Below are 25880 nucleotides of genomic sequence, written 5' to 3' on the forward strand. Positions count from 1 at the left end.
TACAGCTGCTAAAAAAGCAATGATTTCCTGCACTGAGAAACATAATAGCCTCTACAGTTGGCGGTTACAGCTTACACAGCCGTTATCCTGCCATGATAATAATGATAATGAAAAAGTATTTAATATCTCCGCCGGGACAGCTGATGCTGATGCGATTTCTCGGTTTATTGTTGCAGTTGATATTAGTTTTTGGGGCGGCGGACTTATTTGCTCTGACCATAGATACTTCTGCATTGATATGGGTCATGGGTATCGAGACGGGATTATTACTGCTATTGCAGTTGTATCATCATCGTTGGAGTCGAAATCATCTCTTATTGTTTGCGACCTTGAGTTTGGATGTGCTGCTGTGGTCTTTGTGGCTGGCATACTCAGGTGGCGCCAGTAATGCCTTTATTTCCCTATTGTTATTGCCTGTAGTACTGGCTGCGGTACTACTACCCCTATGGGCGCCTTGTCTATTAGCGGCGCTGACCGTGCTAGCTTACAGCGGGATGATTTTTTTATCTCCGTTTAGTGCATCAGCCCATGGTGGGATGCACGGTCATTATTTAGGTATGTGGTGTAACTTTGTTGTCACTGTGCTGGTGATCACCACTATTGCAGCTTTACTGATCCGCCGTCAGCGGCAACAGGATGCCCACTTGGCCGTGGTGCGGGAGACCCAACTGCGGCATACTCAGCTGTTGGCTTTAGGTACTTTATCAGCCCAGATGTCGCATCAGCTGGCAACGCCATTAGCGAGTTTGCGACTGTTACTGGAAGAATTACAGGAAGAGAGCGGTTGTGCCCCAACGGGGAGGGAGAAAACACCTTATCAATGCTCGAGGTTCAGCGCGGTTTCCCCCCATGAGCGCACTGGGGAGCGAGATAATGGAGCGGGCCTTGGTGACGATACGACAGCTTTACATTCGCAAGCTACCCTTGAGCAGATGTCGGCGGTATTGCATCGTTGTGAGCAGACCTTAACAGAGCTGCGGCAGGGAACTCAGGCTATTCGTTGCGGTGAGCAACAGTGCTGTAGTGTCGCCAGTTTGCAGCAAGCATTACAACAGCAATTACTGCTGATGATGCCGGAGCTGGATATTCGCTGGCAATGTCGCTTATCCAATAGCGATGGCGCGCGAGAATTGGCAACGGATCCCCATTTGCTGCCAGCCTTGATGTCGCTGGTGGAAAATGCAGCCCAAGCCAGTCAAGAGGCGGGGCTGGGGCCGCGGGTGGATATTCATCTCTCCATTAATGAACAAGCATTATTGTTGATTGTGCGTGATTATGGCCCAGGATTGACACAGGAGCAGCTTAACCGTTTAGGGGCAACGTTAACGCCATCGGAGAAAGGGCTGGGGGTGGCGCTGGTACTGACCCATGCCAGTTTTGAGCGACTTAACGGCAGATTAGTCCTGCGTAGCGTTAGTGCTGCCGGTGATGCAATAGCTATCGAGCATAAAACTGGCGTGACTGCTGAAGTCACATTGCCCTTGTTATCCAACAATGGATGGGCAGGAGGCCGTGATGGTGCAGCCCGGTGAAATAAGCCTGCTATTGATTGAGGATGATCAGACATTTGCCACTATTGTCAGTCGTCGGTTGAGCCGACACGGTTATTATTGTCACCATGCTGCTACCGCCAGTGATGCCCTGTTACTGGCGCGTCAAATACGGCCACAGGCAATAGTGTTGGATATGAAACTGGATGGCAGTAATGGTCTGGCTCTGATCCGGCCGCTGCGCCATCTGTTGCCAGACAGCCGTATTATTTTGCTGACGGGGTATGCCAGTATTGCCACAGCTGTCGAGGCTATTCGTACAGGGGCGGATAATTACCTCAGTAAACCCGTTGATACTCGAACCTTACTGGCGGCGTTACAGGAAAAACTGTCGTCATTGGATGCTGCTGATTCGATTCTCGGCTCTGGCGAAGAGGCTCCGCTGCATCCGAAACGGTTGGAATGGGAGCATTTGCAGCAGGTGCTACAGGCTAACCAAGGGAATATTTCTGCTACTGCACGGCAGTTGGGAATGCACCGGCGCACCTTACAGCGCAAACTGATGAAAAAACCTGTTTCGATATAGTTGTTGTCATTTTTAGATGAAACAAAATACTGATTTATATCGTTATAAATTCTAATTACCGCTTTTTTGACTGGGCTTTCTGTCTCTCTGGCATAGGGTTAAGGCTGTTTTAAACCATAACCAAGAGACAACTTATGTATTCATGGATGAAAAAAAACAGCTTACCAATTGCGGTGACAGCGGTTTGTGTCGGTGTGGTATTACCGGCCAGCGCACAGCGAATTGATGCTCGAACTCAGGCGATGGGGGGGGCTGCACTGGCATCAGCTAATCGGGATGGGGCGCCAGTGATTAATCCGGCATTAATGAGTTTGCATCGCAGTGATGAGGTAACCTTGGTGCTGCCCATGATTGGTGCAGAAGCTGCTGATCGGGACAATATGGTCGATAAATTGGATTTGCTGCAGGATCATTATGATGCGCTGGACAGTGCGATAGCTCATCGTGATGTCACGGCTATTGAGACTAATCGCGATCTGTTGTTGGCGGATTTGCATGGACTGGCTGGTAATCGTGCCAATGTTAATGCTGCCGTAGGCTTATCACTGGTATTGCCTAGCTTCAGTTTTGATGTTGGGTTGTTTTACCAGACATATCTTGATGCTGTTGGTTTTACAGATATCAGCGCGGCGGACTTAACTTACCTCGCACAAATTGATCCGCTTAATCCGCCCATGCTTGAAGACCTGACCTCTAGCGGCAGTGTATTAGCTGGCGCTGTGTCCGACTTTGGTGTGGCGCTGAGTATGCCTTTGCAGTGGGGGGAGATGCCAGTTTCTATCGGTATTTCGCCTAAATTCCAACGTTTAGATAGCTATCATTATCGTGTTAGCGCCAATAATTTTGATGGTGATGATTTCAGTGACAGTAAATACCGTACTGAAACGACAGGGTTTAATCTTGATGTCGGTTTGGCGCTGCAACCGATGGCGGGATTAACTGTGGCAGTAACCGGTCGAGATCTGCTATCGCAATCATTGGCGACAGTGGTGAATGGTGGTCAGCAGTTTACATTTCAGGTCAAGCCGGTTTATCAGGCTGGGGTGGCTTATGATTGGCAGCATGCTAGCTTAAGCTCTGATATTGATTTAAGTAGCCAAAAGCGTTTTGCCGGTGAACCGGGACAGCAATTTTGGCGTCTTGGCGGAGAATATCGGCCTTGGTCATGGCTGGCATTGCGCGGGGGATACCGCCGCGATTTGGAGCAAGGTGGTATGACGTTGTATTCACTGGGGGCCGGCGTATTAATTGGCAATACGGTCAATTTGGATATTACCGGTATGCTGGGTGATGAAGATGCTGCTGGGGTGGTATTACAAAGTGCTTTTTATTTCTAAATAGAAATAGTGGTGTTGTTATAACAACAAAAAGCCCGGCATAACCGGGCTTTTTGTTTAATTCAGCTCGAGATTATTCCATCTCTTCCCATTCAATACCCATTTCGGTCATAAGCCTTTTTGCTTCAGCAGGAATACTGTCAGGGCTATCTTTGGCCAAATCTGGATCATTTGGCAACGGCTGGCCGGTATAGGCATGTAGAAAGGCTTCGCAAAGGAGTTCGCTGTTGGTGGCATGACGCAGGTTGTTGACCTGACGACGGGTGCGTTCATCAGTTAACACCTTCAGTACTTTCAAGGGAATGGATACGGTAATTTTTTTTACCTGCTCACTCTTTTTACCATGCTCTGCATAAGGGCTGATATAGTCGCCATTCCACTCAGTCATTGACTCACCTGTTGATTCTGTAATTCGCAGCCGATTTTAAACACTTACTTTTTACAGTCAAATTATTGCGGCGAAAACGGGATGAATGCAAATAGAATTCTTGATGTTTGGACGTCCAGCCGTCTTTTTTCTTGACCTGGGTAACCCGCCTAGTCTAGTTTAGACGTCTAGCCATCTGAAATAGCAGGCAGGAGTGACAGGATGACTCAACAGCATACCGCAACCACGGCGGTCAGACAGGGAATTGAAACTGACTTGCAGCACCGCGCCGTTGTCCCCCCCATTTACCTTAGCAGTAATTACAGCTTTGCCGATCCACAAACTCCTGGCGCTTTTGACTATAGCCGTTCAGCTAATCCGACCCGAGAGCAGTTGGCGATAGCGCTAGCTGAGATGGAATCTGGTCATAGCGGTGTGATTACTGCCAGTGGGATGGCGGCGGTGCACTTGGCGGTCAGTGTGCTGTCTGCAGAGGAGTTGTTGTTAGTTCCCCATGATTGTTATGGCGGTAGTTTACGGCTATTTCAGCATTTGGCGCGCAAAGGCCAGTTTCGTCTGCAAGTGGTCGATATGACAGATACCGAGGCTCTGACCCAAGCGTTGGCTGCATCTCCGGGGCTGATCTGGCTGGAGACGCCCTCTAACCCGTTACTGCGTATTGTTGATATTGCCGCTATTTGTCAGCAGGCCAAGCAGCAGGGTTGCCGGGTGGCGGTGGATAATACTTTTCTTACTCCAGTGTTGCAGCAACCTTTATTACTTGGCGCAGATATGGTGATCCACTCCACCACCAAATATATCAATGGCCACAGCGATGTCATTGGCGGGGCTGTCATTGCTAAGACGCCTGAGTTGAGTGAAGAGCTGTTGTGGAATGCCAACACTTTAGGATTAAGCGGGGGGGCGCTGGATGCGTATCTTACTTTGCGCGGGCTGCGTACCCTGTCTTTGCGTATGTCCCAGCACCAACATAATGCCTCGCTGATTGTGGCAGCGTTGCAGGCACATCCGGCGGTTAGCCATATTTATTATCCCGGGTTAGTACAGCATCCTGGCCATGGGATTGCTCAGCGTCAGCAGCGTGGTTTCGGCGGCATGATCAGTTTTGAGTTACAAGGCGGTGCGGCGAGTACTGGGCGTTTTGTTGCTGCGCTTAAACTGTTTTCATTAGCGGAAAGTCTCGGTGGAGTGGAAAGTCTGGTCGCTGTCCCGGCCAGTATGACCCACAGAGCGATGACCCCGGAACAGCGGCGTTGTGCCGGTATCAGTGATGGACTAATTCGGTTATCTGTGGGCATAGAACACAGTGATGATTTGTTGGCGGATATCCAACAGGCACTGACAGCGGTGACTCAGGGAGATGATGCGTCATGACATGTCAAGCAAACAGCACAGTAAATGACGCTGCTAGCGGAAAGGTTCCGGCCCAGTTACATAAGTTTGGTGGCTCTAGTCTGGCTGATGCCGATGGTTACCGCCGGGTTGCCCATATTTTGCTGACGCAAGGAGAAAGCTCGGATTGGGTGGTAGTCTCTGCGGCGGGCACAACCACCAATCAGCTGTATCAACTATTGGCGTTAGCAGATGCTGGTGAGCTATGGCAGCAGGAGCTGTCAGTATTGATGGCATACCAGCAACAGCTGGTGGAGCAGTTACTGAGTGGTGACGCGGTGCGGGAATTAAGGGAGCGGTTGGCGGCGGATAAAGCCCAGTTGCAGTCACTGCTTCAACTGGCGGTTATAACGGATGGGCAGCGTGCTCAACTGCTGGGATTTGGTGAGCACTGGTCAGCTCGGTTATTGGCGGCTTTGCTGAGGCATCAAGGGGTTTGTGCGAGGGATATCAGTGCCATAGAGGTATTGAAAGCTGATTGTGCTCTAATTCCCAATATTGATAGCGTGGCATCTATGGCCAATATCACCCAGCTGATAGCCCAGTGTGATAGTTGTAGATTAATTATCACCGGGTTTCTGTGCGGGGGGCCGGATGGGGAAACCGTATTGCTGGGGCGTAATGGCTCTGATTTTAGCGCCAGCCAGATAGCGGCACTGGCGGGTATTCCCCGTTGCACGATTTGGACTGATGTGCCGGGGGTGTTCAATGCTGATCCTAATTTGATTGTTGATGCTGCACTCTTGCCAGTGTTGTCGTTGACAGAGGCCAATAGACTCGCTGGGTTGGGTTCTGCTGTGCTCCATCGGCGAACATTACAGCCGCTGTTTGACACTGAGATGAGTTTAGCTGTGCGCTCCAGTTTTACGCCGGAGGCGGATTTTACCCTGATCACCCGCCACAGTCACAGTGATGGTCAGGCAGTGATCACGACCTTGCCCAGTGTTTGGTGTTTTACCTTGGCAGATGTTGATGGGGATGTTGAGATTGACGCCCTGCTGGCACAGTTGGCCGACTTGTCACTGACACCATTGGCATGGTGGCAGCATCACAATAGGGTTGAATTAGTGTATCCCCCTGAGCAGGGGCAAGCGCTGCAAGTATTGCTACACAATGACAGCCTGTCGCTACCGCTGCAACGACAACTGGATAAAGAAATGGGGCTGGTGGCTTTGGTGAGTGCTCAAGCCGGGGATTATCGGCAGCGTTTTAGTCGGTTGTTACAACGGCAAGCTTATAGTTTGTATCAGGATGATGTCAGCTTGGTGACCTTGGTTCCCACGGTGCAGGTTGCGAGGTTAAGTCGCCGATTGCACCGCAGCTGCGCTGCAGCCCTTCATCGTATTGGCTTGGTGTTGTTTGGCCCGGGAAATATTGGCCAAACTTGGTTGGCTCAGTTTTTTCATCAGCAGAAAGCGTTAGCACAACAATTAGGCGCTGAGCTCACCCTGCATGGTGTGGTGAATTCGCGTCAGGCATTGATTTGTCGTGAAGGGCTGACAGAGCATAACTGGTCACAGCGTCTGATTGATACTTCACAGGGGTGGCAGTATCCCGCGCTGTTGGATGAACTGAGCCGTTTACCCTGTGATGAACTGGTGGCGTTAGATATCAGTGCCAGTGAGTCCTTGAGTGAAGAATATGGGGCCTTTTTTCAGCGCGGCATGCATATGATCAGTGCCAATAAACTCGCTGGTAGTGCCAGTCAAGCTCAATATCTGCAGTTGCAGCAGGCGCTGGCGGTACGGCATGTGTTATGGCGGCAAAATGCCAGTTGTGGGGCAGCCTTGCCGGTACAGGCCGCGCTGCGGGAACTTCGTTTAGTCGGCGATAAGGTTGAGGCGATTTCTGGTATTTTTTCCGGCACATTAAGTTGGCTTTTTAGCCATTATGATGGGGCTGTGCCATTTTCCCATTTGTTGCTGGATGCCTTGGCACAAGGGATCACTGAGCCCGATCCTCGGGAAGATTTATCTGGCCGGGATATGCAGCGCAAGTTATTAATTTTGGCTCGAGAGTTAGGTTTGCCGCTGGCGCTGACGGATATCCAGATGCACAATCCGGTACCTGATACTTTATCCACAGTGCCATTAGCAACATTTCTGCAGCGGGCTAATGAGTTGGATGCGCCACTGGCTGCAGCACTTGATAAAGCCAGAGAGCAGGGGAACGTATTGCGGTATATCGCACAGCTGGAGTGGTTAGATGGCCGCTGGCAAGCCGCGGTAGGATTAATGCCTTTACCACCAGATCACCCCTGTGCCACGCTGCTACCCGGTGATAATGCTTTTATTATTCGCTCGCGATTGTATCGGGATAATCCGCTGGTGATCCGTGGCCCTGGTGCCGGGCGGGAGGTGACAGCTGCCGCGGTACAATCGGATCTGGTGTATCTGTGCCGGGAACTGTTACGTAACTAATGGCGCTATATTATGCAGCTAGGTATTACAGTTATGTTCTACCTAAAGCTGCTTTTGCGCGCACGTTACCCCATGCCTTGGCAACATAATGTGTCCCCCTTACCTGTGATCATTATGACCCATTGGATTGCTTCATTTTTTGACTTCCTCTTATAACAGTCCCAGTACTTTATCGACTTATTTGATTGCACTATCACTTATCAAAGCCATCACTTATCAAAGCCACCACCTATCAAAGTCACGTCCTTGTAAAGTGCCTCCCTAAAGCTGTTGCCCAAATAAGCAAGGTTTAGCGCTGCGGTTGCGCTGATAACGTCTGCTATTAGGCCATGGTGCAGGGTGAAATATTTACCGCTTGACTTCACATCTTATTAACCTAGTATGGATGTTTAGATGGCTAAACGTCTTTATGGTTGAACGTCTTTTTTGTCGCGAATATCTATTATGGCTGCCGTTGTGATATAGCTGGTTTTATCAGTTGATACGTCTATGCGAGTTGATGAATAAGGCGTTTGTTATGGCCAGAGAGTACGGCAGTGTTTGAGTACAAGTATCTGGGCTTGGGATAGGGTTTATCGGGGCAGTATGCTTCCTCGGCTAACAGGGAAATAACAGTGGGAGTAGATGTTATGGCATTTCATCATGCACAGTTGGCTCAGTCTCTGAATCAGAGTCTGGCGGATTTACAGGGCGATATTAATGTGTCTTTTGAGTTTTTTCCGCCAGCCACTGAGGAAATGTCGCAGCTACTGTGGCGTTCGGTGGATCGTCTGGCACCGTTAAATCCGAAATTTGTCTCTGTGACTTATGGAGCAAATTCTGGGGTGAGGGATCGTACCCATGATGTCATTACCCGCATTCAACGAGATACTTCGTTGCAGGCTGCACCGCACTTGACCGTGATTGATGCACCTGACTGCGAGTTAGCCGCGTTAGCCCAGCAGTATTGGCAATCCGGAGTACGGAGTATTGTGGCTCTACGTGGGGATGTACCTTCTGGCTGTGAGCGCCCTAAACGTTATGCCAGTGATTTAGTGCGACTGCTTAAAGGGGTGGCAGATTTTGATATTTCAGTAGCAGCCTACCCGGAGGTTCATCCCGAGGCAGCAAATGCCCAAGCAGATTTGATTAATCTTAAGCGTAAAATTGATGCTGGGGCCAATCGGGCTATTACGCAGTTTTTCTTTGATATTGAAGCTTATCTGCGTTTTCGTGATCGCTGCGTCAGCGCCGGAATCGAGGCTGAAATCATCCCTGGCATTTTACCTGTCACTAATTTTACCCAGTTGCAGCGGTTTGCTGGCCAAACCCGGGTGTCTCTGCCACGTTGGTTAGCCCAGCAGTTTGAGGGGTTGGAGCAAGATTCCGTCACCCGGCAATTAGTGGGGGCCAATGTCGCGATTGATATGGTTAAGGTTTTGTCTCGAGAAGGGATTAAGGATTTTCATTTTTATACCCTGAATCGGGCAGAGCTGACCTATGCCATTTGTCATACATTAGGGATCCGGCCTACCGCTGGGGATTAGTCTCAGTTCATCTTATTGTCTTTATTTTTTGCGGTGTTATTAGCGCGAATATCAACATAAACATGTGCTTGCCTGCTTTTGTGGCTTTTATAGCGGGTTTAAATGTCAATTAAAGGTTAAAATGACTTAATTTTGCGTTACTATTGACTGAATATGCTGGTCGCTGTGGTTGCGGTTGGGTAGACTGACTGACATGTCTGCTGACAAAGGCAAGAATATGAACTCGCTAGACCAATTGATGTTAAAAACCTGCCAAACCAGTAAAAACTGGGGCTATATCACTTTACTGCTTGGTGTATTGGCCATCGCATTACCCATGGTGATTGGTTTGGCTGTGACCTTACTTTTTGCGTTGGCACTGATTTCAATGGGTGTTATTCAATTGTTAGCAGCTTGGCCCGGGGAGATCCGGCGGATGAATTTCCGTTTTGTCTGGGCCATTCTGACTTTGGTTGCCGGTATGTATATGGTGATTACCCCTAAAGTTGGGCTGGCAACGTTAACACTGTTTATTGGCAGTTATTTTTTGGTCGATGGGATCGCCAATATTGCCGCAGCGTTGCAACAGCAACATGCGCATGGGCGCTGGGCTATCGCTTTGGGCGGCTTGTCTTCTTTAGTGATGGCACTCGTGATTGTCTGGCTATGGCCTCAATCTTCAGAATTTGTTATCGGCATTTTGATTGGGCTGAAGTTGTTAGTGCTAGGTGTGACACTACTGACCGTTGGTCGACGGGTTGCACAGGCTGTGCAGAGTGGTCAGGCCGGTGAGAAACAGATTAATCCCTAATATAAGGTATAAGGTATAAGGTAATTTTTTACTGATTGTGTATTAGGTTTTTACCTTTAGATGCTCAATGGCACGACGATTTCGGGATATCTAAAGCAGGATATGAAGCTCAGGATGATAGCCGTTTGGCGAACTGTTCTGGGCTTTTTGTTTGTCCGATATTTTATCGATGAGAATATTGGACCCCCTTGGGATGGGGAGGATGGAATGCCTAGCATTGACGCTGGCACAAAAGGATAGGGGAGAGCCTTTCGGGCATTTTTGTTCTGCCAGAAAGGATAAATGTTAGCTGATATCCGACAGTGGTTGGATCAACTTTTGAACAATACCGTGAACAATATTTCTGATAACAAACTTGGACTTGGCGCATTGTGCGCCCTGGTAATCGGCTCAATTATTGGTGCCGGTGTTTTCAGTTTGCCGCAAAACATGGCTGCAGTTGCCAGCCCCTTGGCCGTGATGATTGGTTGGGGGATTACAGGTACCGGCATGATTTTTCTGGCGTTAACTTTCCAGCGATTATGCTTGGATAAACCGGAAATCAATACGGGTGTATTTGGATACGCCAAGGCCGGATTTGGTGATTTGATTGGGTTTTTCTCCGCTTGGGGATACTGGCTCAGTGCTGTACTGGCAAATGTTTCCTATTTGGTGATTATTTTCAGTACCTTGGGGTTGTTTTTTGATACCCCACAGCATGTGGTATTTGGTGAGGGGAATACCCTGATATCGGCAATATTGGCATCCTGCTTTGTGTGGATGATCCATTTCCTGCTATTGCGTGGGGTGCAGACTGCGGCGGTTATCAATGCCGTCACGACAGTGGCCAAACTGATCCCGCTATTGCTGTTTATTGTGATTGTGGCGTTCTCCTTTAAATTGAGCACTTTTACTTGGGATTTTTCCGGTCTTAAGTCGATGCCAGACAAATCATTAATGTCTCAGATTAAAGATACCATGCTGTTTACTGTGTGGGTCTTTATCGGTGTGGAAGGGGCTGTGGTGGTATCTAGCCGGGCCCGTAACCGCAAAGATGTTGGCCGGGCGACAATACTTGGGTTGTTAACCACGCTATTTATTTATGTCATGGTCAGTTTGTTGTCCATGGGCGTGATTAAAACCCCTGAATTGGCAGCCATGCAAAACCCATCGGCAGCGCAGGTATTACAAGTGGTCATTGGTCCTGTGGGGTTGTGGATTATTGGTCTTGGTCTGATTATCTCTGTGTGCGGCGCTTATCTGAGCTGGACTTTATTGGCCAATGAATCCCCTTATATTGGCGCGAAAGAAAAGATGTTCCCCAGTGTTTTTGGTAAAACCAATGCGAAAGGGACGCCGAAAAATATCCTGTTGGTGTCCAATGCTGTTGTGCAGTTGGTGCTTGTGTGGGTCACTATCGCGGGGGGGACATATGACTCATTGCTGAATGTAGCTTCAGAAATGATTTTGGTGCCTTACCTGTTTGTTGCTGCATATGCATTGAAATCTGGTCTGCAGGATGGTTGCCGTAAACGGGCATTTGTTGGCGGGATGGCTACCTTGTATGGCGTGTGGCTATTGTATGCTGCCGGACTACATCATCTGCTGCTGACCAGCTTACTGTATATGCCTGGCGTGGTATTTTACATCATGGCTAAGCGGGAATACGGCGAAAACTGGTTTGCTGGCAATAACCGCTGGGTGATCTTGGGGCTGATGGCAGTATCTATTGGCGCTGCCTTAGTGATTTTATAATTCTGCTTCACCTTTCACGTCTCTGAACTAAAACCGGCGTATAGTCTAAGTTATTAAATATATTGAGTTTGATAACGGGAGGGACTGTATGCCGGTGATTCAACATTCCGGTGCTCAACTGCGTCATATTCATGGTGTGATCTTTGATCTTGACGGTACTTTAGCGACATCTAATCCTGATTTTACTGCGCTGCGTTCAGAGCTAAATATTCCCTATGGGACAGATATTCTCAGCCATCTGGATGCAATTGCCTGTGATAAACAGCGGCAATGGGCTCATGGTGTGGTTGGACGTTATGAAATGCAAAGCGCTGCGGCTGCGGATTGGATTCCTGGCGCTAGCGAATTAGTCGATTATCTCTCTGGGCAGCATCTGCCTATGGCAATTTTAACCCGTAATATTCGTCAGGCTGCGGCGATCACGCTTTCCCGGTTAAAATGCCCGATCAATTTATTACTCACCCGTGAAGATGCCTTACCAAAGCCTTCTGCTGATGGTATTTTTCAAATTTGTCGTCAATGGCAAATACCGCCACATAATATTCTCTATGTGGGGGATTACCAGTATGACTTACAGGCTGCCCATGATGCTGGGGCTATGAGTTTACTCTTTTGTCCAGAAATGCCTTGGCCTGAATATGCAGAGCTAGCCGATTGGGTGACGGATGATTATTTAGATTTTATCGCGCTGCTGCGTTGTGTACGGCAAGGTGCATAATCCTTCTAGCAATAGTGCATCTGCTGATGAGTGATTGTGGTGAGGATACTGCGATTGATGCTGATTTTCTGAGTCTGGTTCTGAGAGAAAATATTCAATCTAGCGGTAGCTAGGGTCTGTTGACCTTTTATGTTTGCTTTTGCAGCGATTTGAAGATGCTTTATACAAGGCTGAGGCTTTGATAGGTTTGCGCTACCTGATAAGCCGATAACGCAGTAGAAAGGAGCCTCAAACGCTGCCCGAAGGGTTCGGCTAAAAGCGTTTTACTCTTTGTTGAGTGGCTTTTGCTTAGAATAACTAGGCCGCAACCCACTCGCCGCGATTAACACGCTTTTCTCTCGAACAAAATTTAACCACCAAAAGTCAGTAGACCCTAGTTTTTGTGTATTAAAAAGGCGCCTTAGGCGCCTTTTTAGTGTCAATACTGCTTGAACAGTCGATGACTTAGCTCAATGATCAGTCGCGATCACGTTGCTGACCACCCTTACGGTGTGGCTTTTTGTTGTAATCACCTTGACCTTGACCTTGACCGCGACGATCGCCTTGTGGACGACGGTCACCTTGAGGGCGGCGGTCACCTTGAGGGCGGCGATCACCTTGAGAACGACGGTCACCTTGAGGACGGCGACGACGTGGTGCACTGTGGCCGCGATCTTCAAAGACCATGTTTTCAGTCACTTCACGGATGTTCAGTGGACGACCGCATACGCGTACCTTCGTCAGGTGCTGCAGAACTTCTTTTGGCATTCCGTCAGGCAGATCAACTGTAGTAACAGAGTCAAACAGTTGGATTTGACCGATATAACGGCTGTCGATATTGGCTTCATTGGCAATAGCACCAACGATATTGCCGACACCGACACCACTTTCACGGCCTACCTCGATCACATAACGGCACATCTTCATGTCTGGGTTATCTTTCAGTGGCTCAGCACTGCCCAGCATTTCTGCGGTTGGACGAGGACGACGCTCACGACCTTCACGGTTACCGCGTTCTTCGCGACTACCACGTTCTTCGCGATTATCACGCTGACGCTCTTGCATTGGTGGCAATTGCAAAGGACGTTCTTTCTGTACTTGATACAGCAGCGCAGCAGCTAGAGCATCAGTGCTGACTTCCAGTTGCTGACACAGTTGTGCAACGGCTGCTTGCATAAAGTCCAGAGACTCGGTATTGATGATTTCAGCTACCTGCTCACCTAAGCGAGACAGACGACGTTCAGCTACGGTTTCAGGGCTTGGTACCTTCATTGGTGAGATACGGCTGTTAGTTGCACGCTCGATGGTGCGCAGCATACGCATTTCACGGTTAGTCACAAACAGAATTGCCATACCGGTACGACCAGCACGACCAGTACGACCGATACGGTGAACGTAAGCTTCAGTGTCGTATGGAATGTCGTAGTTAACTACGTGACCGATACGCTCAACGTCTAGACCACGAGCCGCAACGTCAGTGGCAATCAGAATATCTAGCTTACCATTTTTCAGCTGATCAACCGCACGTTCACGCGCCTGCTGGTTCATATCACCGTGTAGTGGCGATGCTGCGTAACCCCGGGCTTCCAGCTTCTCAGCCAGTTCCACACAAGAATTACGAGTACGAACGAAGATGATAATACCTTCGGTGTTTTCCACTTCCAGCACGCGAACCAGAGCTTCCAGTTTGTTGTGCTGAGAGACTTGCACGAAACACTGTTCGATAGAGTCAACTGTAGTGTGGCTGGCTGCAATGCTGATTTGCGCAGGATTGGTTAAATGCTTGCTAGCAACACGCTTGATCTGCTCTGGCATGGTGGCAGAGAACAGTGCCAATTGACGTTGTTCTGGGGTGTGCTCCAGGATCCATTCGATATCGTCGATGAAGCCCATTTTCAGCATTTCATCTGCTTCGTCCAATACTAGGGCGCGCAGGGTGTCCAGTTTCAGGGTGCCACGACGCATGTGGTCCATAACACGGCCTGGTGTACCCACCACAACCTGAGGACCGCGGCGCAGTGCCTGCAGCTGTTGGTACATGCTTTGTCCGCCGTAAATTGGCAGTACATGGAAGCCTTTCATAAATTTGGCGTAGCTGCTGAATGCTTCGGCAACCTGAACAGCCAATTCGCGGGTAGGAGCCAATACCAAGATCTGAGGGGCATTCAGAGTATGGTCGATGGCATTAAGCAGTGGCAGCGCAAATGCGCCGGTTTTCCCGGTACCTGTCTGCGCTTGACCGAGAATGTCGCGGCCTTCCATCAGCGGATCGATACTGGCTGCCTGGATAGGGGTTGGTTTCTCGTAGCCTAGCTCGTCAAGAGCGCGCAACAGAGGCTCGGAAAGGCCGAGCTCGCGGAAAGTTTTTTCACTGGATGACATGGGTTGTAGCCTTGTGGCGTGTTATTGCAACACGTTAGAGTTGTTTCATAGACAGAAAATCAACCCCGTGTCGATTTCCCGCACCGAAAACGGTAGATTATAACAGCACAAAACCCTCTGCGACAATGATTAAATGGCAGACTTTGCAATATTGGTAGTGTTTTAGTGAAATTCCCGTAAAGAAATCAGCACTTTTTTACATTTGCGTGGCTTTGTGATTTGGCTGTTTATCCTTTTGAAAATATTGGGTTTTATTTTATTGTTGGTTTGCGCTGTTATCAGCACATGACCAAGGCTACCGCCTGATAATACTGTGTGATGACGCACTTGCCAAGCAGGGATTTTTTTTGCTGTTTTTATCATCAATTCAGCTGTTTGCTGAAATATTGAGAACAGTCTCACTAGCAGTTATATGACTCAGTACTCACAGGGATTAAACGGCGTGAATAACAGGCCGTTATTCACCGACCCGTTATTCATATTGCTGTTTCTTTGCCCGATGTGATTGGGGCAATATTGTGATTACTGCTCTCTGGCGATTGCCCGGTAACCGATATCGGTACGGAAGAACACATCATCCCAATGGATGTTATCTACTACACCATAGGCAGCTTGTTGAGCTTGGGTGACAGTGTCGCCCAATGCAGTTGCACACAATACCCGGCCACCATCGGTGACAATGTGGCCGTTTTGCGCTCTAGTTCCGGCATGAAAGACTTTCGTTTCCGGATGCCTATTCCCATTGTCACCGGCTGTCATTGTCAGTCCATCAATGATATCTCCCTTGCGGTAGTCCAGAGGATAGCCCCCGGCGGCCATCACTACGCCAACCGCGGCGCGGGGATCGTAGTGAGCCTGCATGGCGTCTAACTTGCCCTGACAAGCTGCTAAACATAAGTCGGTAAGATCCGACTGCAGTCGCATCATAATGGGTTGAGTTTCCGGATCACCAAAGCGGCAGTTATATTCCAGCACCTTAGCTTTGCCCTGTGAGTCAATCATTAATCCCGCGTAGAGAAAGCCGGTATAGGGCATGCCTTCTGATGCCATGCCTTCCACGGTTGGGGCGATAATGTGTTCCATTACCCAGTGATGAATCGCGGGTGTTACCACTGGCGCAGGGGAATAAGCCCCCATTCCACCGGTATTGGGGCCATTATCAGCATTGTCTCTGGCTTTATGATCCTGACTGGTGGCCATGGGCAGAATATGGCTGCCATCCACCATTACAATAAAACTGGCTTCTTCTCCGCGCAGGAACTCTTCAATTACTACCCGGCTACCGGCATCGCCAAACCGATTGCCCTGCAGCATATCATCAATGGCGGCATCGGCTTCTGCTTGGTTGGCAGCGATAATCACGCCTTTACCGGCAGCCAGACCATCGGCTTTAATCACCACGGGAAAGCCGGTTTCTGCTGCCAGCTGCTTGACATAATCTTTGGCCGGGGCGGATTGGGTAAAGTTCTGATACTGAGCGGTTGGGATGTGGTGCCGAGCAAGAAAATCTTTACTGAATGCTTTAGAGCCTTCCAATTGCGCAGCAGCTTTACTGGGGCCGAAAATGGTGAGTCCCGCGGCCTGAAAGGCATCGACGATACCCATGACCAAGGGGGTTTCCGGGCCGACAAGGGTCAGTGCTACTTGGTGTTGTTGGGCAAATGCCAATAGCGCCGGGAGATCGGTATCGGCAATGGCGATGTTTTCCAATTTGGCTTCTTGCGCCGTGCCGGCATTGCCTGGTGCAACAAAAACCCGCTCAACTTTAGCACTCTGGGCGACTTTCCAAGCCAGTGCATGTTCGCGGCCTCCGCCGCCAATGACCAGTACATTCATCTGCTTATCCTTAATGTTGCTATCCCTGCTGTTGCAGTGATTTAGTGGCGGAAATGGCGCATGCCGGTAAAGACCATGGCGATGTCGTGTTCGTCTGCTGCGGCAATAATTTCTTCATCTCGGATGGAGCCGCCGGGTTGGATGATGCAGCGTATCCCTGCCTGCGCCGCAGCATCAATACCATCACGGAATGGGAAAAAAGCGTCAGAGGCCATCACTGAACCGGCGACCTGAAGTTGTTCATCGGCTGCTTTTATCCCGGCAATTTTGGCACTGTATACCCGGCTCATTTGTCCGGCGCCGACCCCGATGGTCATGCCGTCTTTGGCGTAGACAATGGCATTGGATTTAACAAATTTGGCCACCTGCCAGCAGAACAATAAATCAGCTAATTCACTGGCGCTGGGCGCACGTTTGCTCACCAGGGTTAAATCGTCAGCGGTGATCATGCCCAGATCTCGCTCCTGTACCAATAAGCCGCCGGTGACTCGCTTGTAATCCAGCGTTTGCGCTGGTTGTTGCCATTGGCCTGATGCCAGTAAGCGCACATTGGCTTTCTGCGCCACAATTTCCCGGGCGGCAGGGTTGATCTGTGGGGCAATAATCACCTCAACAAATTGGCGCTCGATAATGGCGCTAGCAGTTTGGGCATCTAACTCGCGGTTAAAAGCGATAATACCGCCGAAAGCCGAGGTGGGATCGGTACTAAAGGCGCGTTGATAAGCCTCGAGCAGGTTATCACCCAGGGCAACACCGCAAGGGTTGGCGTGTTTGACGATGACGCAGGCTGGCGCTGTAAAAGATTTCACGCACTCTAATGCCGCATCAGTATCGGCAATATTGTTGTAAGAAAGTGCTTTGCCTTGCAGTTGCTCCGCTGTGGCAACACTGGCTTCTAGTTGCGTACTGTCGACATAAAATGCAGCGTGTTGGTGACTATTTTCGCCATAGCGCAATGTTTGTTTTCTGTGCCACTGGCCATTAAAGGTACGGGGAAATTGCGGGCTAATTTCGCCTGCCTGATCCGCGACCTTAGTGCCAAAGTAATTGGCGATCATGCCATCATAGGCTGCGGTATGTTCAAAGGCCGCGATGGCTAAGTCAAAGCGAGTTTGTTGGGTGGTCGCACCTTGATGCTCGGCCATTTCGGCTAAGACGCTATGGTAATCAGCGGCATTGACCACTATGGTGACATCCCGGTGATTTTTGGCTGCCGCTCGCACCATCGTCGGGCCGCCAATATCAATGTTTTCAATGGCGTCTTCCAAAGAACAGGTGGGATCTGCCACGGTTTGTGCAAAGGGGTAGAGGTTGACGGCGACCAGATCGATTGGGCCAATGCCCAGTTCTGCGGTAATGGCATCATCAATACCGCGACGCGCCAGAATACCGCCGTGGATTTTGGGGTGCAGAGTTTTTACCCGGCCCGCCATAATTTCTGGGTGACCGGTATAGTTGGAAACCTCAATGACCGGCAGATTATGCTCCGCCAGCAGTTTAGCAGTACCGCCGGTGGAAAGCAGTTCTACGCCTTGCTGGTGAAGGGCTTGGGCAAATTCAACAATTCCGGTTTTATCAGAGACGCTGAGCAGCGCGCGGCGGATGGGGCTTGCAGTGGTCATAAAGGTCACAGAATCCGTCTGTTATGATCTGTTTCCTGTGGGGCAAGGCCATATTCGGGCCGTATCTGCTGCCGGGTGCAGGATGGCGATCGGGGTTAAGGGGTTTTCGGAAAGACACTACCGCAGGTTTATGCGATAACAGCTTTTCAAAAATTCCTTACAGAGAACTAATTGATTTTACTGTTTTTTATTTCAGTATTGCTCAGGTGCTAGTCAACCTAAGGTGGTTAATCATCGGCTGAAATAGCGGGCGTATTTTACCTTAGATACTGTTGTGTCTGGGTTTTTATGTGCAATTACACAATATTGTCAGGCGAACACTGAGCGATTTTTTCTTGTCGATAGGCGCCAATAGCGCAGGGCAAGCATGACTGATGTAAACCTTGATTGGGAGCAGATTAGTCTGGTTGTGATTGCAATAAATGTGACTTGAGAGTGGTTCTTATTTACTCTTAAGTCTTGACCTTGGATTAAACTCCAAGGTTTATACTCGTACTGTATTCCGCACCAGGAGATTTTCCCATGTACCGAATCGGCGAATTGGCACAATTGTGCGCAGTGAAAACCGATACCCTGCGTTTTTATGAAAAGCATGGGCTGCTGGCACCCTCTATGCGTACTGATTCTGGCTACCGTATGTACAGTGATACAGATGCTAACCGGTTGAAATTTATTCTGCGGGCGAAAGCTGTGGGCTTTACCTTGGGGGAAATTACCGAACTCTTGTCCATTGAGCTGAATAAAGCGCAGTGGGCTTGTGCTGATGTCAAAGGCATGGTGGACGGTAAGTTGGCTCAGGTAGAGGCCAAAATTGCGGAGTTAAATGCCTTTAAGGCAACGCTAGAAACGCTGTCTCACGCCTGCTGTGGCGGGCCGGAGAGCGCGGAGCATTGCTCGATCCTGGCGGCACTGGAGTCATCTTTGACGGAAGTGCGCTGTGAGGACCCGGGCTGCAGTTGCAACCATCAACAAGCGGGCCGGTCATAACGCCGGGAATCAATTATGTTATTGCAGAACTTTATCGCGCTTTTTTTAGAATCCGCCCCCTGGCTGCTGTTAGGACTGATATTGGCGGGTCTGTTGAAAGTTTTTGTTCCCATGAGCTGGATGCACAACCAGTTGGGTGGACACGGATTAAAAACCACAGTGAAAGCCGCTCTATTTGGAGCGCCATTACCTTTATGTTCCTGCGGGGTGATCCCTGCTGCGGTAGGATTGCGTCGCAGTGGCGCTTCCAAAGCTGCGACCACCTCGTTTATGGTCTCCACTCCGGAAACCGGTATTGATTCTGTCAGTGTGTCCTACGTACTACTTGGTCCTTTTATGGCGATTGTGCGGCCGATTGCTGCCGTGATCAGTGCCATCGTTGCGGGTCTGTTGGTTGGGCGTGATGATGATGACGGAGTGATTGCGAGTACTCCTAAAGAGAAACCGGTTGCGGAAAAGGCGGCTTGTTGCAGTAGCGATACTCAACCTCAGGCGCGGTTTACACCTGTGGATGCCTGTTGTCAGGATACCCCATCACTGATGCAACCGGTTGCATCAGGTTCATCTTGCTGCAGCAGCAAAGCTGCGGAGACGACTACGACATCTTCTTGCTGTGGTGGTCATGGTGCAGAGCATAGCCATCAGCATCATCATGGACATCAGGGGGACAGCTGTTGTAGCAGTACCCAGGATACGGCTGCCGAGCTGCAAGGTACATCGATACTTTACCGTATTGGTAAAGCGCTACAATTTGCGGCAACTGATCTGGTGCGTGATACCACAGTATGGTTATTAGTCGGGCTGTTTTTTGCTGCATTGGTGCAGACTTATGTGCCAGCGGATTTTCTATCTAAGTGGGGTAACGGTATTTTAGCCATGCTGGTGATGGTGGTGATTTCTGTTCCCATGTATATCTGTGCCACGGCGTCTACACCGATAGCGGCAGGTTTGCTATTGGCAGGGGTATCGCCTGGTGCAGTGCTGGTGTTTATGATGGCCGGTCCAGCAACTAATATCGCGACTTTGGGCGTAGTTGCAAAAGAGTTAGGTAAACGCGCATTGTGGGGCTATCTCGGCGGTGTGCTCGGTGTGGCGCTGTTGTCTGGCATCTTGGTTAACTATCTGGTGGCGACCTTTGGGTTTGAAGTGATGCCTCAAATTGGTGAGCACCATGAACTCTTACCCGCTTGGCTGGTAGCTGGTAGCGGCATTTTACTCGCTGTTCTGATGGGGCGGGTATTGCTGGCTAAATTGCCACGTAGCTGGTGGCGTCGAGATTGCTGTTCATAGTGACACTGCGACAACATAAAAGGGCCTTAGTGGCCCTTTTTGCTTTTATTACAACAGGATCAATTGTAGCCGTGTATTAATTTTGCATGGCTACGTGATAGGACATCATCCTGTTGATGACAGGTGGCGCAGTGGTTGGACAAGTCCGGGCGTAATAAGTGAGCATCGTTTGTTCCATGGGGATCATGGCATTGGGTACAGTTCCCTTTTGTGCCTGCATGTTCATGTTTAAATGGTCCTTGTTTATCGAGGTGGCATGCAAAACAAGGGGCATTGAGGGATGGGGTCTGGTAGGCCGGAGTCCATTTACTGCCATGGGCAGCATGACAATGGGTAGAGCATCCCTGTTTGATATTTGTGCCCGTGACAGCCTCCAGTTCATGGTGATATTTCATTCGTACCTGCTTTTGTAATTTAGGATGGCAGGCTAAGCAGGCAAGAGTTTGTGTTTGTGTGTCCGGAAGGGCATTGGCTGTGTGTCGCCCAGTATGACAGGTTGTGCATGGGGTGCTTTCTAATGGAAATTGCTCTCCGTGGCAGCGAAGACACATCGGGTTTTGGATTTTAGCGCTGGCATTGGCGAGCAGCATAACGCGCTGAGCAGACACACTCTTATGGCGGTCACTATTATAATTACTATCTTTGACTTTGTGTTGTAGAAGTACGCGTTCAGGGGTATTACTGGGAGATGCCGGCGTGGCGATAAAAGAGCGCCGGGGGCGCTCAATGGGGATAGATAGTACTAGTCTGGGGTGGCTTGTTTTTTCTGCTTTTTGGCCATGCGTTTTTCTTTCAGGGATTTTTGGGCCTGCTTTTTCGGTTTATCTTTGCTCATCTGAATTCACTCCAAAGTCATATCCATATCAATAAAGCGTTTACGGATGGCATCGCCGCTGGGTGCCGAAAAGGGTAACTTAAGTTACTGCGCGGCTGAGTTGAACTGCACTGGACGATCCCCCACAGTATTTGTTTGTTTTTTAAACATACCCTGACAAGTTGATGAGTTCAAGTGGTTGATTCTGGGGGAATCATTCTCTGTTATAGCGGTTAGCCGCAGATTTTGGGCAGCCCCTAAGATTATGGTAAACAAACAGTTGCTATCTTCAGTTAATACAGTGGATGGGGAATTGATTATGCAGTGGAAAATGGCGCAGTTTTCGGCGCTATCCGTGCTGGAATGGCACGATATTGTACAGTTAAGGATCAATGTTTTTGTTGTGGAACAAGCGTGTGCATATCCTGAGTTGGATGGTAAGGATATTCACGTACAAACCCGCCATTTAGCGGCATACCGACAAGGTAAATTGCTCGCTTACGCCAGAGTGCTGCCTCCAGGAGTAAGTTATCCTCAGAGCAGTATTGGCCGAGTGGTCGTGGCTAAGTCGGCAAGGGGCGATGGTCTGGCTACAGAATTAATGCAGCGGGCGATTGCGCTTTCAAAACAATGTTGGCCTGCGGTAGGAATCCAAATCGGGGCACAACAATATTTGCAGCGGTTTTATACCGACTTGGGGTTTGTTCCTGTCAGTGATATTTACCTTGAAGATAATATTCCCCACGTGGATATGGTGCTGTCATCCGATCAATAGCGCTGCTCCATTGTGGGTGTGAGCATGATCAGTTTTGTTGATTAATTCTGATGAGTTTGATTGGTAGTTTGGCTAGTCTAGGGCGGATGACGATAATATTCAGGGATTTATATTATGTTGAAAAAGTTCGCTTTGGCATTGGTGATATCTGGTGCGTTGACGCCGGCTTGGGCAGATGCCTTGCAGGTGGGGGATAAGCTATCTCAATTTTCGCTTTCCGATCAGCATGAAATCGAGCAGTCGCTTGATGAAGGGGTGCGAACACTGTTATTCAGCCGAGATATGGCTGGTGGGGACATTATTCAGCAGGTGCTGGAAAGTATGACCCCGCCTTTGCCAGAAGACTTACGCTATGTGGCGGATATCAGTGGTATGCCAGGTTTAATAGCTAAATTTGTGGCTATTCCCCAGTTGCAGCAGTTGCCTTTCAGTATTGTGCTTGATCGTGACGGAGCGTTAACGGCGTCATTACCAGCCCAGGAAGATAAAGCGACCTTGATTCAGCTGCGCGGTATGACAGTGGAAGCTGTGCATTATTTCGATTCAGTTGAAAGTTTACAGCAGCATCTTGCTGAATAAAGAATAAAACAGGGCGCCGATGGCGCCCTGTTTAGTTATTTGGTATGGGTTTGCAATATTTCGAACATGGCATCTTTCAAAGCCAATTTTTCCTGTTTCATTGCATGCAGTTCATCGGGGTAATCGGCAGGCCGCCTTTCCAGATCCGTGATTTGTTTGTCCAGATTGTTATGTTTTTCAAACAGGCTATGGAAATGCGTATCAGTGGTTTTCAGTTGGGAAATCAGATCCCGATATTCTGGAAACATTGGCTTTCTCCTTTGCTAGTGAACTGTTTCTACATTATCGTGCTATACCGTAAGTTTTTGTGATCTAGATCACTTCATTGGTTGTGTGATGGTTAATTAGCTTTTACTTAGTTGTTTGTTCTGACTGCTGTTCAGGGCGATTTCTCGGGCTCGTGACAGTTTTGATTTTAGCGTTCCATGCTAGTTTTGCTGTCACAATTGATGCATTATTCAAATCATTTCTGATAAACCTCGGCGTCGAATAGCTGATAACGTGTCAGTTATCCTGTTGTTTTTGTGATGCTGACAATGTCTTTTGTAACCATTGTCAGCTAAATTGATACAAATTAACGACTTTTACACTTATTTTGAAAGGGGTTTTCACCATGTCTGATGTATTTCACTTGGGTTTGACCAAAGAGATGCTTAATGGCGCAACATTAGCGATTGTTCCAGGTGATCCTGAGCGAGTTAAGCGCATCGCGAATCTGATGGATAACCCGACTTTTTTAGCCAGTCTGCGGGAGTACACCAGCTACCTTGCTTATCTGGATGGTAAGCCAGTTGTTATTTGCTCTACAGGGATTGGTGGCCCTTCTACTTCAATTGCGGTGGAAGAGTTGGCACAACTGGGGATCAACACCTTCTTACGCGTGGGTACCACAGGTGCGATTCAACCCCATGTTAATGTTGGGGATGTGATTGTGACTCAGGCCTCCGTGCGTTTAGATGGTGCCAGTTTGCATTTCGCGCCATTAGAATTCCCAGCGGTATCTAACTTTGAATGTACCACTGCTATGGTTGCCGCCAGTCGTGAGGCCGGTATTGAGCCTCATATCGGGGTAACGGCATCATCAGATACCTTCTATCCTGGTCAAGAGCGTTATGACACGGTTTCTGGTCGAGTAACCCGCCGTTTTGCCGGCTCAATGAAAGAGTGGCAAGAGATGGGGGTATTGAACTACGAGATGGAGTCTTCCACTCTGTTCACCATGTGTGCTACTCAGGGGTGGCGAGCAGGTTGTGTTGCTGGGGTGATTGTCAATCGTACTCAACAGGAAATCCCTGATGAGACAACAATGAAAAAGACCGAGACCAGTGCAGTTTCCATCGTGATTGCAGCGGCGCGTAAGCTGTTAGCTTAACAGTTTGTGTAATAGGCATTGATTCGAATAGCAAAAAGGCGCGGTAACGCGCCTTTTTTGTGGGCAAATTGCAGCTTACCAACATTTAGCCTGATATTACCGTTTGAGGATAGCTAATAAATCTTGCTCCAGAGAGTTTTTGGGTCGTTCAATAATACGACCAATTTCGTGCCCTTGCTGCATAACGATAAATGTAGGGATCCGGGTGAACTCATATTGACCTGACAGGTTGTCAGGATCTTGCTTGCTACGGTCGACCCCGATATAGGTTACGGTAATATTGGGATTGTCCACCGCATCCATCAGGCGGATAAATCGAGGGGTTTCTCGATGGCAATCTGGGCACCAGGTGCCGATTATCACAACAATATCTGTGGGCGTGTTGATCTGTTTTAACGCGGCAACTGTTTTTTGGTCAGGGTGATAGTTGTCAGCGTGATCTGCAAACTCAGGTAGTTCCAGTAATGTCTGTGGGGTAATCTTGCCAGTCAATATCACTTCTTGATCCTCTTGGGTGCAGGTTGCAATTTGGTTAGGGTCCTGGCTGCCATTATTGAAACTGCAGCCTCCGGCAAAAGCGCCAGCACTGAAGAATAATGTGGTCGTAGTGAGCAGGGCTTTTATGGTGTTGTTCATTTTTTCAAGGCCTTGTTCTTGAATATCAGAGTTTTCTGATTCAATCATTTCGGCTGAATTTTGCCCAGCTGTTGTTGCATTGATTGTTAGCTTGATCACTATGTTTCTATCTTTGTGCAAAGTGTTTATCGGGGGAATAACCCCACTGTGTAGGGTGTAGATACAAAAACGCCGCTGACAGCAGCGGCGTTTTTGATGGTATAGCTGAATTACTTATCTTCTTTCAGCCACTGAGCGGCTTGTTTAGCAAAATAAGTTAACACACCATCGGCACCGGCACGCTTAAAGCACAGCAAAGATTCCATAATGGTGGCTTTTTCTGATAACCAACCATTTTGAATCGCTGCCATATGCATGGCATATTCACCGCTCACCTGATAAGCAAATGTGGGGACACCTAGCTCGGTTTTTACTCGGCGAACCACATCCAGATAAGGCATACCTGGCTTCACCATCACCATATCAGCGCCTTCTTGAATATCCATGGCGACTTCATACAGGGCTTCATCACTGTTGGCTGGATCCATTTGATAGGTATGCTTGTTGCCACCTTTGAGGTTGCCAGCAGAGCCAACTGCATCACGGAATGGACCGTAATAGGTAGAAGAGTATTTGGCACTGTATGCCATGATTTGCGTGTTGACGTAACCAGCTTCTTCCAATGCTTCACGGATAGCGCCAATACGACCGTCCATCATATCAGATGGTGCCACAACGTCAGCGCCTGCTTCAGCGTGGGACAGTGCCTGCTTCACAAGAATGTCAGTAGTGATATCGTTCAGGATATAACCTGTCTCATCAATAATGCCATCCTGACCATGAGTCGTGAAAGGATCCAGCGCTACGTCAGTCATCACACCCAGCTCAGGGAATTCCCGCTTCAAAGCACGTACTGCTCGTTGCACCAAGGCATCAGCATTGTAAGCCTCTTCAGCCATCAGAGTTTTCTTTTCTGCTGGGGTCACTGGGAACAGGGCGATCATTGGAATGCCCAATGCAACTAGCTCTTCGGCTTCTTTTAGCAACAGATCGATAGAATAGCGTTCGATGCCAGGCATAGACGCAATCTGTTCGGTACGATTGTTACCTTCCAGTACAAACATTGGATAAATAAGATCATTGACCGACAGCTGGTTTTCAGCCATCAGGCGGCGGCTGAAGTCATGTTTGCGCATGCGGCGCATTCTGCGGTTTGGGAAAGCACTGGTAATGATATTCACATTCGAC

At 49.0% G+C, this 25880-nt stretch carries 23 protein-coding genes; 14 read left to right on the forward strand and 9 right to left on the reverse strand.

Annotation, left to right across the window (positions count from 1 at the left end; translation table 11 throughout):
* Nucleotides 1–143: 143 nt before the first annotated feature.
* The 3 genes from NFHSH190041_RS02455 to NFHSH190041_RS02465 all read left to right on the forward strand — a co-directional run bounded on the left by NFHSH190041_RS02455 (nucleotide 144) and on the right by NFHSH190041_RS02465 (nucleotide 3413).
* On the forward strand, nucleotides 144–1532 hold the full coding sequence (locus NFHSH190041_RS02455; RefSeq protein WP_261923737.1) for an ATP-binding protein: 1389 nt from the start codon (nucleotides 144–146) through the stop codon (nucleotides 1530–1532).
* Entirely contained in the window at nucleotides 1516–2076 is a 561-nt protein-coding gene (locus tag NFHSH190041_RS02460) for a response regulator transcription factor (protein ID WP_261923738.1), read from the forward strand. The genes NFHSH190041_RS02455 and NFHSH190041_RS02460 overlap by 17 nt, the downstream gene beginning before the upstream one ends.
* Before the next feature lie 134 nt (nucleotides 2077–2210).
* Nucleotides 2211–3413 (forward strand): conjugal transfer protein TraF, encoded by a 1203-nt coding sequence (locus NFHSH190041_RS02465; protein ID WP_261923739.1) that lies wholly within the window; start codon nucleotides 2211–2213, stop codon nucleotides 3411–3413.
* Between the two features lie 73 nt (nucleotides 3414–3486).
* On the opposite strand, the gene metJ is transcribed toward NFHSH190041_RS02465, so the two are convergent.
* Nucleotides 3487–3801, reverse strand: a complete 315-nt coding sequence (gene metJ, locus NFHSH190041_RS02470; RefSeq protein ID WP_261923740.1) for a met regulon transcriptional regulator MetJ — start codon at nucleotides 3799–3801, stop codon at nucleotides 3487–3489.
* A gap of 201 nt (nucleotides 3802–4002) precedes the next feature.
* Here metJ and metB point away from each other — a divergent pair, with 201 nt between their 5' ends.
* From metB to NFHSH190041_RS02500, 6 genes are all read left to right on the forward strand, one after another.
* A complete protein-coding gene (metB, locus tag NFHSH190041_RS02475) occupies nucleotides 4003–5175 on the forward strand; it encodes a cystathionine gamma-synthase (RefSeq protein ID WP_261923741.1) in 1173 nt (390 codons plus the stop codon).
* Entirely contained in the window at nucleotides 5172–7613 is a 2442-nt protein-coding gene (metL, locus tag NFHSH190041_RS02480) for a bifunctional aspartate kinase/homoserine dehydrogenase II (protein WP_261923742.1), read from the forward strand. The genes metB and metL overlap by 4 nt, the downstream gene beginning before the upstream one ends.
* 629 nt (nucleotides 7614–8242) lie before the next feature.
* A complete protein-coding gene (metF, locus tag NFHSH190041_RS02485) occupies nucleotides 8243–9139 on the forward strand; it encodes a methylenetetrahydrofolate reductase (RefSeq protein ID WP_261923743.1) in 897 nt (298 codons plus the stop codon).
* 217 nt (nucleotides 9140–9356) lie between these two features.
* Entirely contained in the window at nucleotides 9357–9929 is a 573-nt protein-coding gene (locus tag NFHSH190041_RS02490) for an HdeD family acid-resistance protein (protein WP_261923744.1), read from the forward strand.
* A gap of 282 nt (nucleotides 9930–10211) precedes the next feature.
* Entirely contained in the window at nucleotides 10212–11663 is a 1452-nt protein-coding gene (locus NFHSH190041_RS02495; RefSeq protein ID WP_261923745.1) for a basic amino acid/polyamine antiporter, read from the forward strand.
* Between the two features lie 88 nt (nucleotides 11664–11751).
* Nucleotides 11752–12381, forward strand: coding sequence for an HAD family hydrolase (locus NFHSH190041_RS02500; protein WP_261923746.1), 630 nt, complete (start codon nucleotides 11752–11754; stop codon nucleotides 12379–12381).
* 456 nt (nucleotides 12382–12837) lie between these two features.
* Here the strand turns inward: NFHSH190041_RS02500 and NFHSH190041_RS02505 are convergent, their stop codons facing one another.
* The 4 genes from NFHSH190041_RS02505 to purH all read right to left on the reverse strand — a co-directional run bounded on the left by NFHSH190041_RS02505 (nucleotide 12838) and on the right by purH (nucleotide 18200).
* A complete protein-coding gene (locus tag NFHSH190041_RS02505) occupies nucleotides 12838–14742 on the reverse strand; it encodes a DEAD/DEAH box helicase (protein WP_261923747.1) in 1905 nt (634 codons plus the stop codon).
* 162 nt (nucleotides 14743–14904) lie between these two features.
* Entirely contained in the window at nucleotides 14905–15105 is a 201-nt protein-coding gene (locus NFHSH190041_RS02510; RefSeq protein WP_261923748.1) for a hypothetical protein, read from the reverse strand.
* A 159-nt stretch (nucleotides 15106–15264) separates the two neighbouring features.
* Nucleotides 15265–16578: a phosphoribosylamine--glycine ligase gene (purD, locus tag NFHSH190041_RS02515; RefSeq protein WP_261923749.1), complete on the reverse strand. Its 1314-nt coding sequence runs from the start codon at nucleotides 16576–16578 to the stop codon at nucleotides 15265–15267.
* A 41-nt stretch (nucleotides 16579–16619) separates the two neighbouring features.
* A complete protein-coding gene (gene purH, locus NFHSH190041_RS02520) occupies nucleotides 16620–18200 on the reverse strand; it encodes a bifunctional phosphoribosylaminoimidazolecarboxamide formyltransferase/IMP cyclohydrolase (RefSeq protein ID WP_261923750.1) in 1581 nt (526 codons plus the stop codon).
* A gap of 522 nt (nucleotides 18201–18722) precedes the next feature.
* Between purH and zntR the strand changes: the two genes are divergently transcribed.
* Both zntR and NFHSH190041_RS02530 read left to right on the forward strand, forming a co-directional pair.
* Nucleotides 18723–19187 (forward strand): Zn(2+)-responsive transcriptional regulator, encoded by a 465-nt coding sequence (gene zntR, locus NFHSH190041_RS02525; protein WP_261923751.1) that lies wholly within the window; start codon nucleotides 18723–18725, stop codon nucleotides 19185–19187.
* 15 nt (nucleotides 19188–19202) lie between these two features.
* Complete coding sequence (locus NFHSH190041_RS02530; protein ID WP_261923752.1) at nucleotides 19203–20477, forward strand: SO_0444 family Cu/Zn efflux transporter; 1275 nt, start codon at nucleotides 19203–19205, stop codon at nucleotides 20475–20477.
* 59 nt (nucleotides 20478–20536) lie between these two features.
* On the opposite strand, the gene NFHSH190041_RS02535 is transcribed toward NFHSH190041_RS02530, so the two are convergent.
* A complete protein-coding gene (locus tag NFHSH190041_RS02535; RefSeq protein WP_261923753.1) occupies nucleotides 20537–20872 on the reverse strand; it encodes a cytochrome c3 family protein in 336 nt (111 codons plus the stop codon).
* Between the two features lie 738 nt (nucleotides 20873–21610).
* Here NFHSH190041_RS02535 and NFHSH190041_RS02540 point away from each other — a divergent pair.
* Together NFHSH190041_RS02540 and NFHSH190041_RS02545 are read left to right on the forward strand one after the other, a co-directional pair.
* Nucleotides 21611–22066 carry a GNAT family N-acetyltransferase gene (locus NFHSH190041_RS02540; protein ID WP_261923754.1) on the forward strand — a complete coding sequence of 152 codons (456 nt, stop codon included), beginning with the start codon at nucleotides 21611–21613 and terminating at the stop codon, nucleotides 22064–22066.
* A 114-nt stretch (nucleotides 22067–22180) separates the two neighbouring features.
* The gene (locus tag NFHSH190041_RS02545; protein WP_261923755.1) at nucleotides 22181–22645 is read left to right on the forward strand and encodes a hypothetical protein; all 465 of its coding nucleotides are present in this window, start codon (nucleotides 22181–22183) and stop codon (nucleotides 22643–22645) included.
* A 35-nt stretch (nucleotides 22646–22680) separates the two neighbouring features.
* Here the strand turns inward: NFHSH190041_RS02545 and NFHSH190041_RS02550 are convergent, their stop codons facing one another.
* Nucleotides 22681–22893 (reverse strand): YdcH family protein, encoded by a 213-nt coding sequence (locus NFHSH190041_RS02550; RefSeq protein WP_261923756.1) that lies wholly within the window; start codon nucleotides 22891–22893, stop codon nucleotides 22681–22683.
* Nucleotides 22894–23258: 365 nt separating this feature from the next.
* On the opposite strand from NFHSH190041_RS02550, the gene udp reads away from it, so the two are divergent.
* Nucleotides 23259–24017, forward strand: a complete 759-nt coding sequence (gene udp, locus NFHSH190041_RS02555) for a uridine phosphorylase (RefSeq protein ID WP_261923757.1) — start codon at nucleotides 23259–23261, stop codon at nucleotides 24015–24017.
* Between the two features lie 96 nt (nucleotides 24018–24113).
* On the opposite strand, the gene NFHSH190041_RS02560 is transcribed toward udp, so the two are convergent.
* Both NFHSH190041_RS02560 and hemB read right to left on the reverse strand, forming a co-directional pair.
* Nucleotides 24114–24653 (reverse strand): thioredoxin family protein, encoded by a 540-nt coding sequence (locus tag NFHSH190041_RS02560; protein ID WP_261925013.1) that lies wholly within the window; start codon nucleotides 24651–24653, stop codon nucleotides 24114–24116.
* 209 nt (nucleotides 24654–24862) lie between these two features.
* Complete coding sequence (gene hemB, locus NFHSH190041_RS02565) at nucleotides 24863–25873, reverse strand: porphobilinogen synthase (protein ID WP_261923758.1); 1011 nt, start codon at nucleotides 25871–25873, stop codon at nucleotides 24863–24865.
* Nucleotides 25874–25880 lie beyond the last annotated feature (7 nt).

Source organism: Shewanella sp. NFH-SH190041 (genome assembly GCF_024363255.1).
Classification (GTDB): Bacteria; Pseudomonadota; Gammaproteobacteria; order Enterobacterales; family Shewanellaceae; genus Shewanella.

Excerpts from the sequence above, each read along its gene's own strand:
- NFHSH190041_RS02455 (WP_261923737.1), top strand. The coding sequence starts at position 144 with ATGCTGATGCGATTTCTCGGTTTATTGTTGCAGTTGATATTAGTTTTT.
- NFHSH190041_RS02465 (WP_261923739.1), top strand. The coding sequence starts at position 2,211 with ATGTATTCATGGATGAAAAAAAACAGCTTACCAATTGCGGTGACAGCG.
- NFHSH190041_RS02500 (WP_261923746.1), top strand. The coding sequence starts at position 11,752 with ATGCCGGTGATTCAACATTCCGGTGCTCAACTGCGTCATATTCATGGT.
- NFHSH190041_RS02495 (WP_261923745.1), top strand. The coding sequence starts at position 10,212 with ATGTTAGCTGATATCCGACAGTGGTTGGATCAACTTTTGAACAATACC.
- NFHSH190041_RS02460 (WP_261923738.1), top strand. The coding sequence starts at position 1,516 with ATGGTGCAGCCCGGTGAAATAAGCCTGCTATTGATTGAGGATGATCAG.
- NFHSH190041_RS02505 (WP_261923747.1), bottom strand. The coding sequence starts at position 14,742 with ATGTCATCCAGTGAAAAAACTTTCCGCGAGCTCGGCCTTTCCGAGCCT.
- metJ (WP_261923740.1), bottom strand. The coding sequence starts at position 3,801 with ATGACTGAGTGGAATGGCGACTATATCAGCCCTTATGCAGAGCATGGT.
- NFHSH190041_RS02510 (WP_261923748.1), bottom strand. The coding sequence starts at position 15,105 with ATGATAAAAACAGCAAAAAAAATCCCTGCTTGGCAAGTGCGTCATCAC.
- NFHSH190041_RS02550 (WP_261923756.1), bottom strand. The coding sequence starts at position 22,893 with ATGTTTCCAGAATATCGGGATCTGATTTCCCAACTGAAAACCACTGAT.
- NFHSH190041_RS02535 (WP_261923753.1), bottom strand. The coding sequence starts at position 20,872 with ATGAAATATCACCATGAACTGGAGGCTGTCACGGGCACAAATATCAAA.
- udp (WP_261923757.1), top strand. The coding sequence starts at position 23,259 with ATGTCTGATGTATTTCACTTGGGTTTGACCAAAGAGATGCTTAATGGC.
- zntR (WP_261923751.1), top strand. The coding sequence starts at position 18,723 with ATGTACCGAATCGGCGAATTGGCACAATTGTGCGCAGTGAAAACCGAT.
- NFHSH190041_RS02545 (WP_261923755.1), top strand. The coding sequence starts at position 22,181 with ATGTTGAAAAAGTTCGCTTTGGCATTGGTGATATCTGGTGCGTTGACG.
- metL (WP_261923742.1), top strand. The coding sequence starts at position 5,172 with ATGACATGTCAAGCAAACAGCACAGTAAATGACGCTGCTAGCGGAAAG.
- purH (WP_261923750.1), bottom strand. The coding sequence starts at position 18,200 with ATGACCACTGCAAGCCCCATCCGCCGCGCGCTGCTCAGCGTCTCTGAT.
- metF (WP_261923743.1), top strand. The coding sequence starts at position 8,243 with ATGGCATTTCATCATGCACAGTTGGCTCAGTCTCTGAATCAGAGTCTG.
- metB (WP_261923741.1), top strand. The coding sequence starts at position 4,003 with ATGACTCAACAGCATACCGCAACCACGGCGGTCAGACAGGGAATTGAA.
- NFHSH190041_RS02490 (WP_261923744.1), top strand. The coding sequence starts at position 9,357 with ATGAACTCGCTAGACCAATTGATGTTAAAAACCTGCCAAACCAGTAAA.
- NFHSH190041_RS02540 (WP_261923754.1), top strand. The coding sequence starts at position 21,611 with ATGCAGTGGAAAATGGCGCAGTTTTCGGCGCTATCCGTGCTGGAATGG.
- purD (WP_261923749.1), bottom strand. The coding sequence starts at position 16,578 with ATGAATGTACTGGTCATTGGCGGCGGAGGCCGCGAACATGCACTGGCT.
- NFHSH190041_RS02560 (WP_261925013.1), bottom strand. The coding sequence starts at position 24,653 with ATGAACAACACCATAAAAGCCCTGCTCACTACGACCACATTATTCTTC.
- NFHSH190041_RS02530 (WP_261923752.1), top strand. The coding sequence starts at position 19,203 with ATGTTATTGCAGAACTTTATCGCGCTTTTTTTAGAATCCGCCCCCTGG.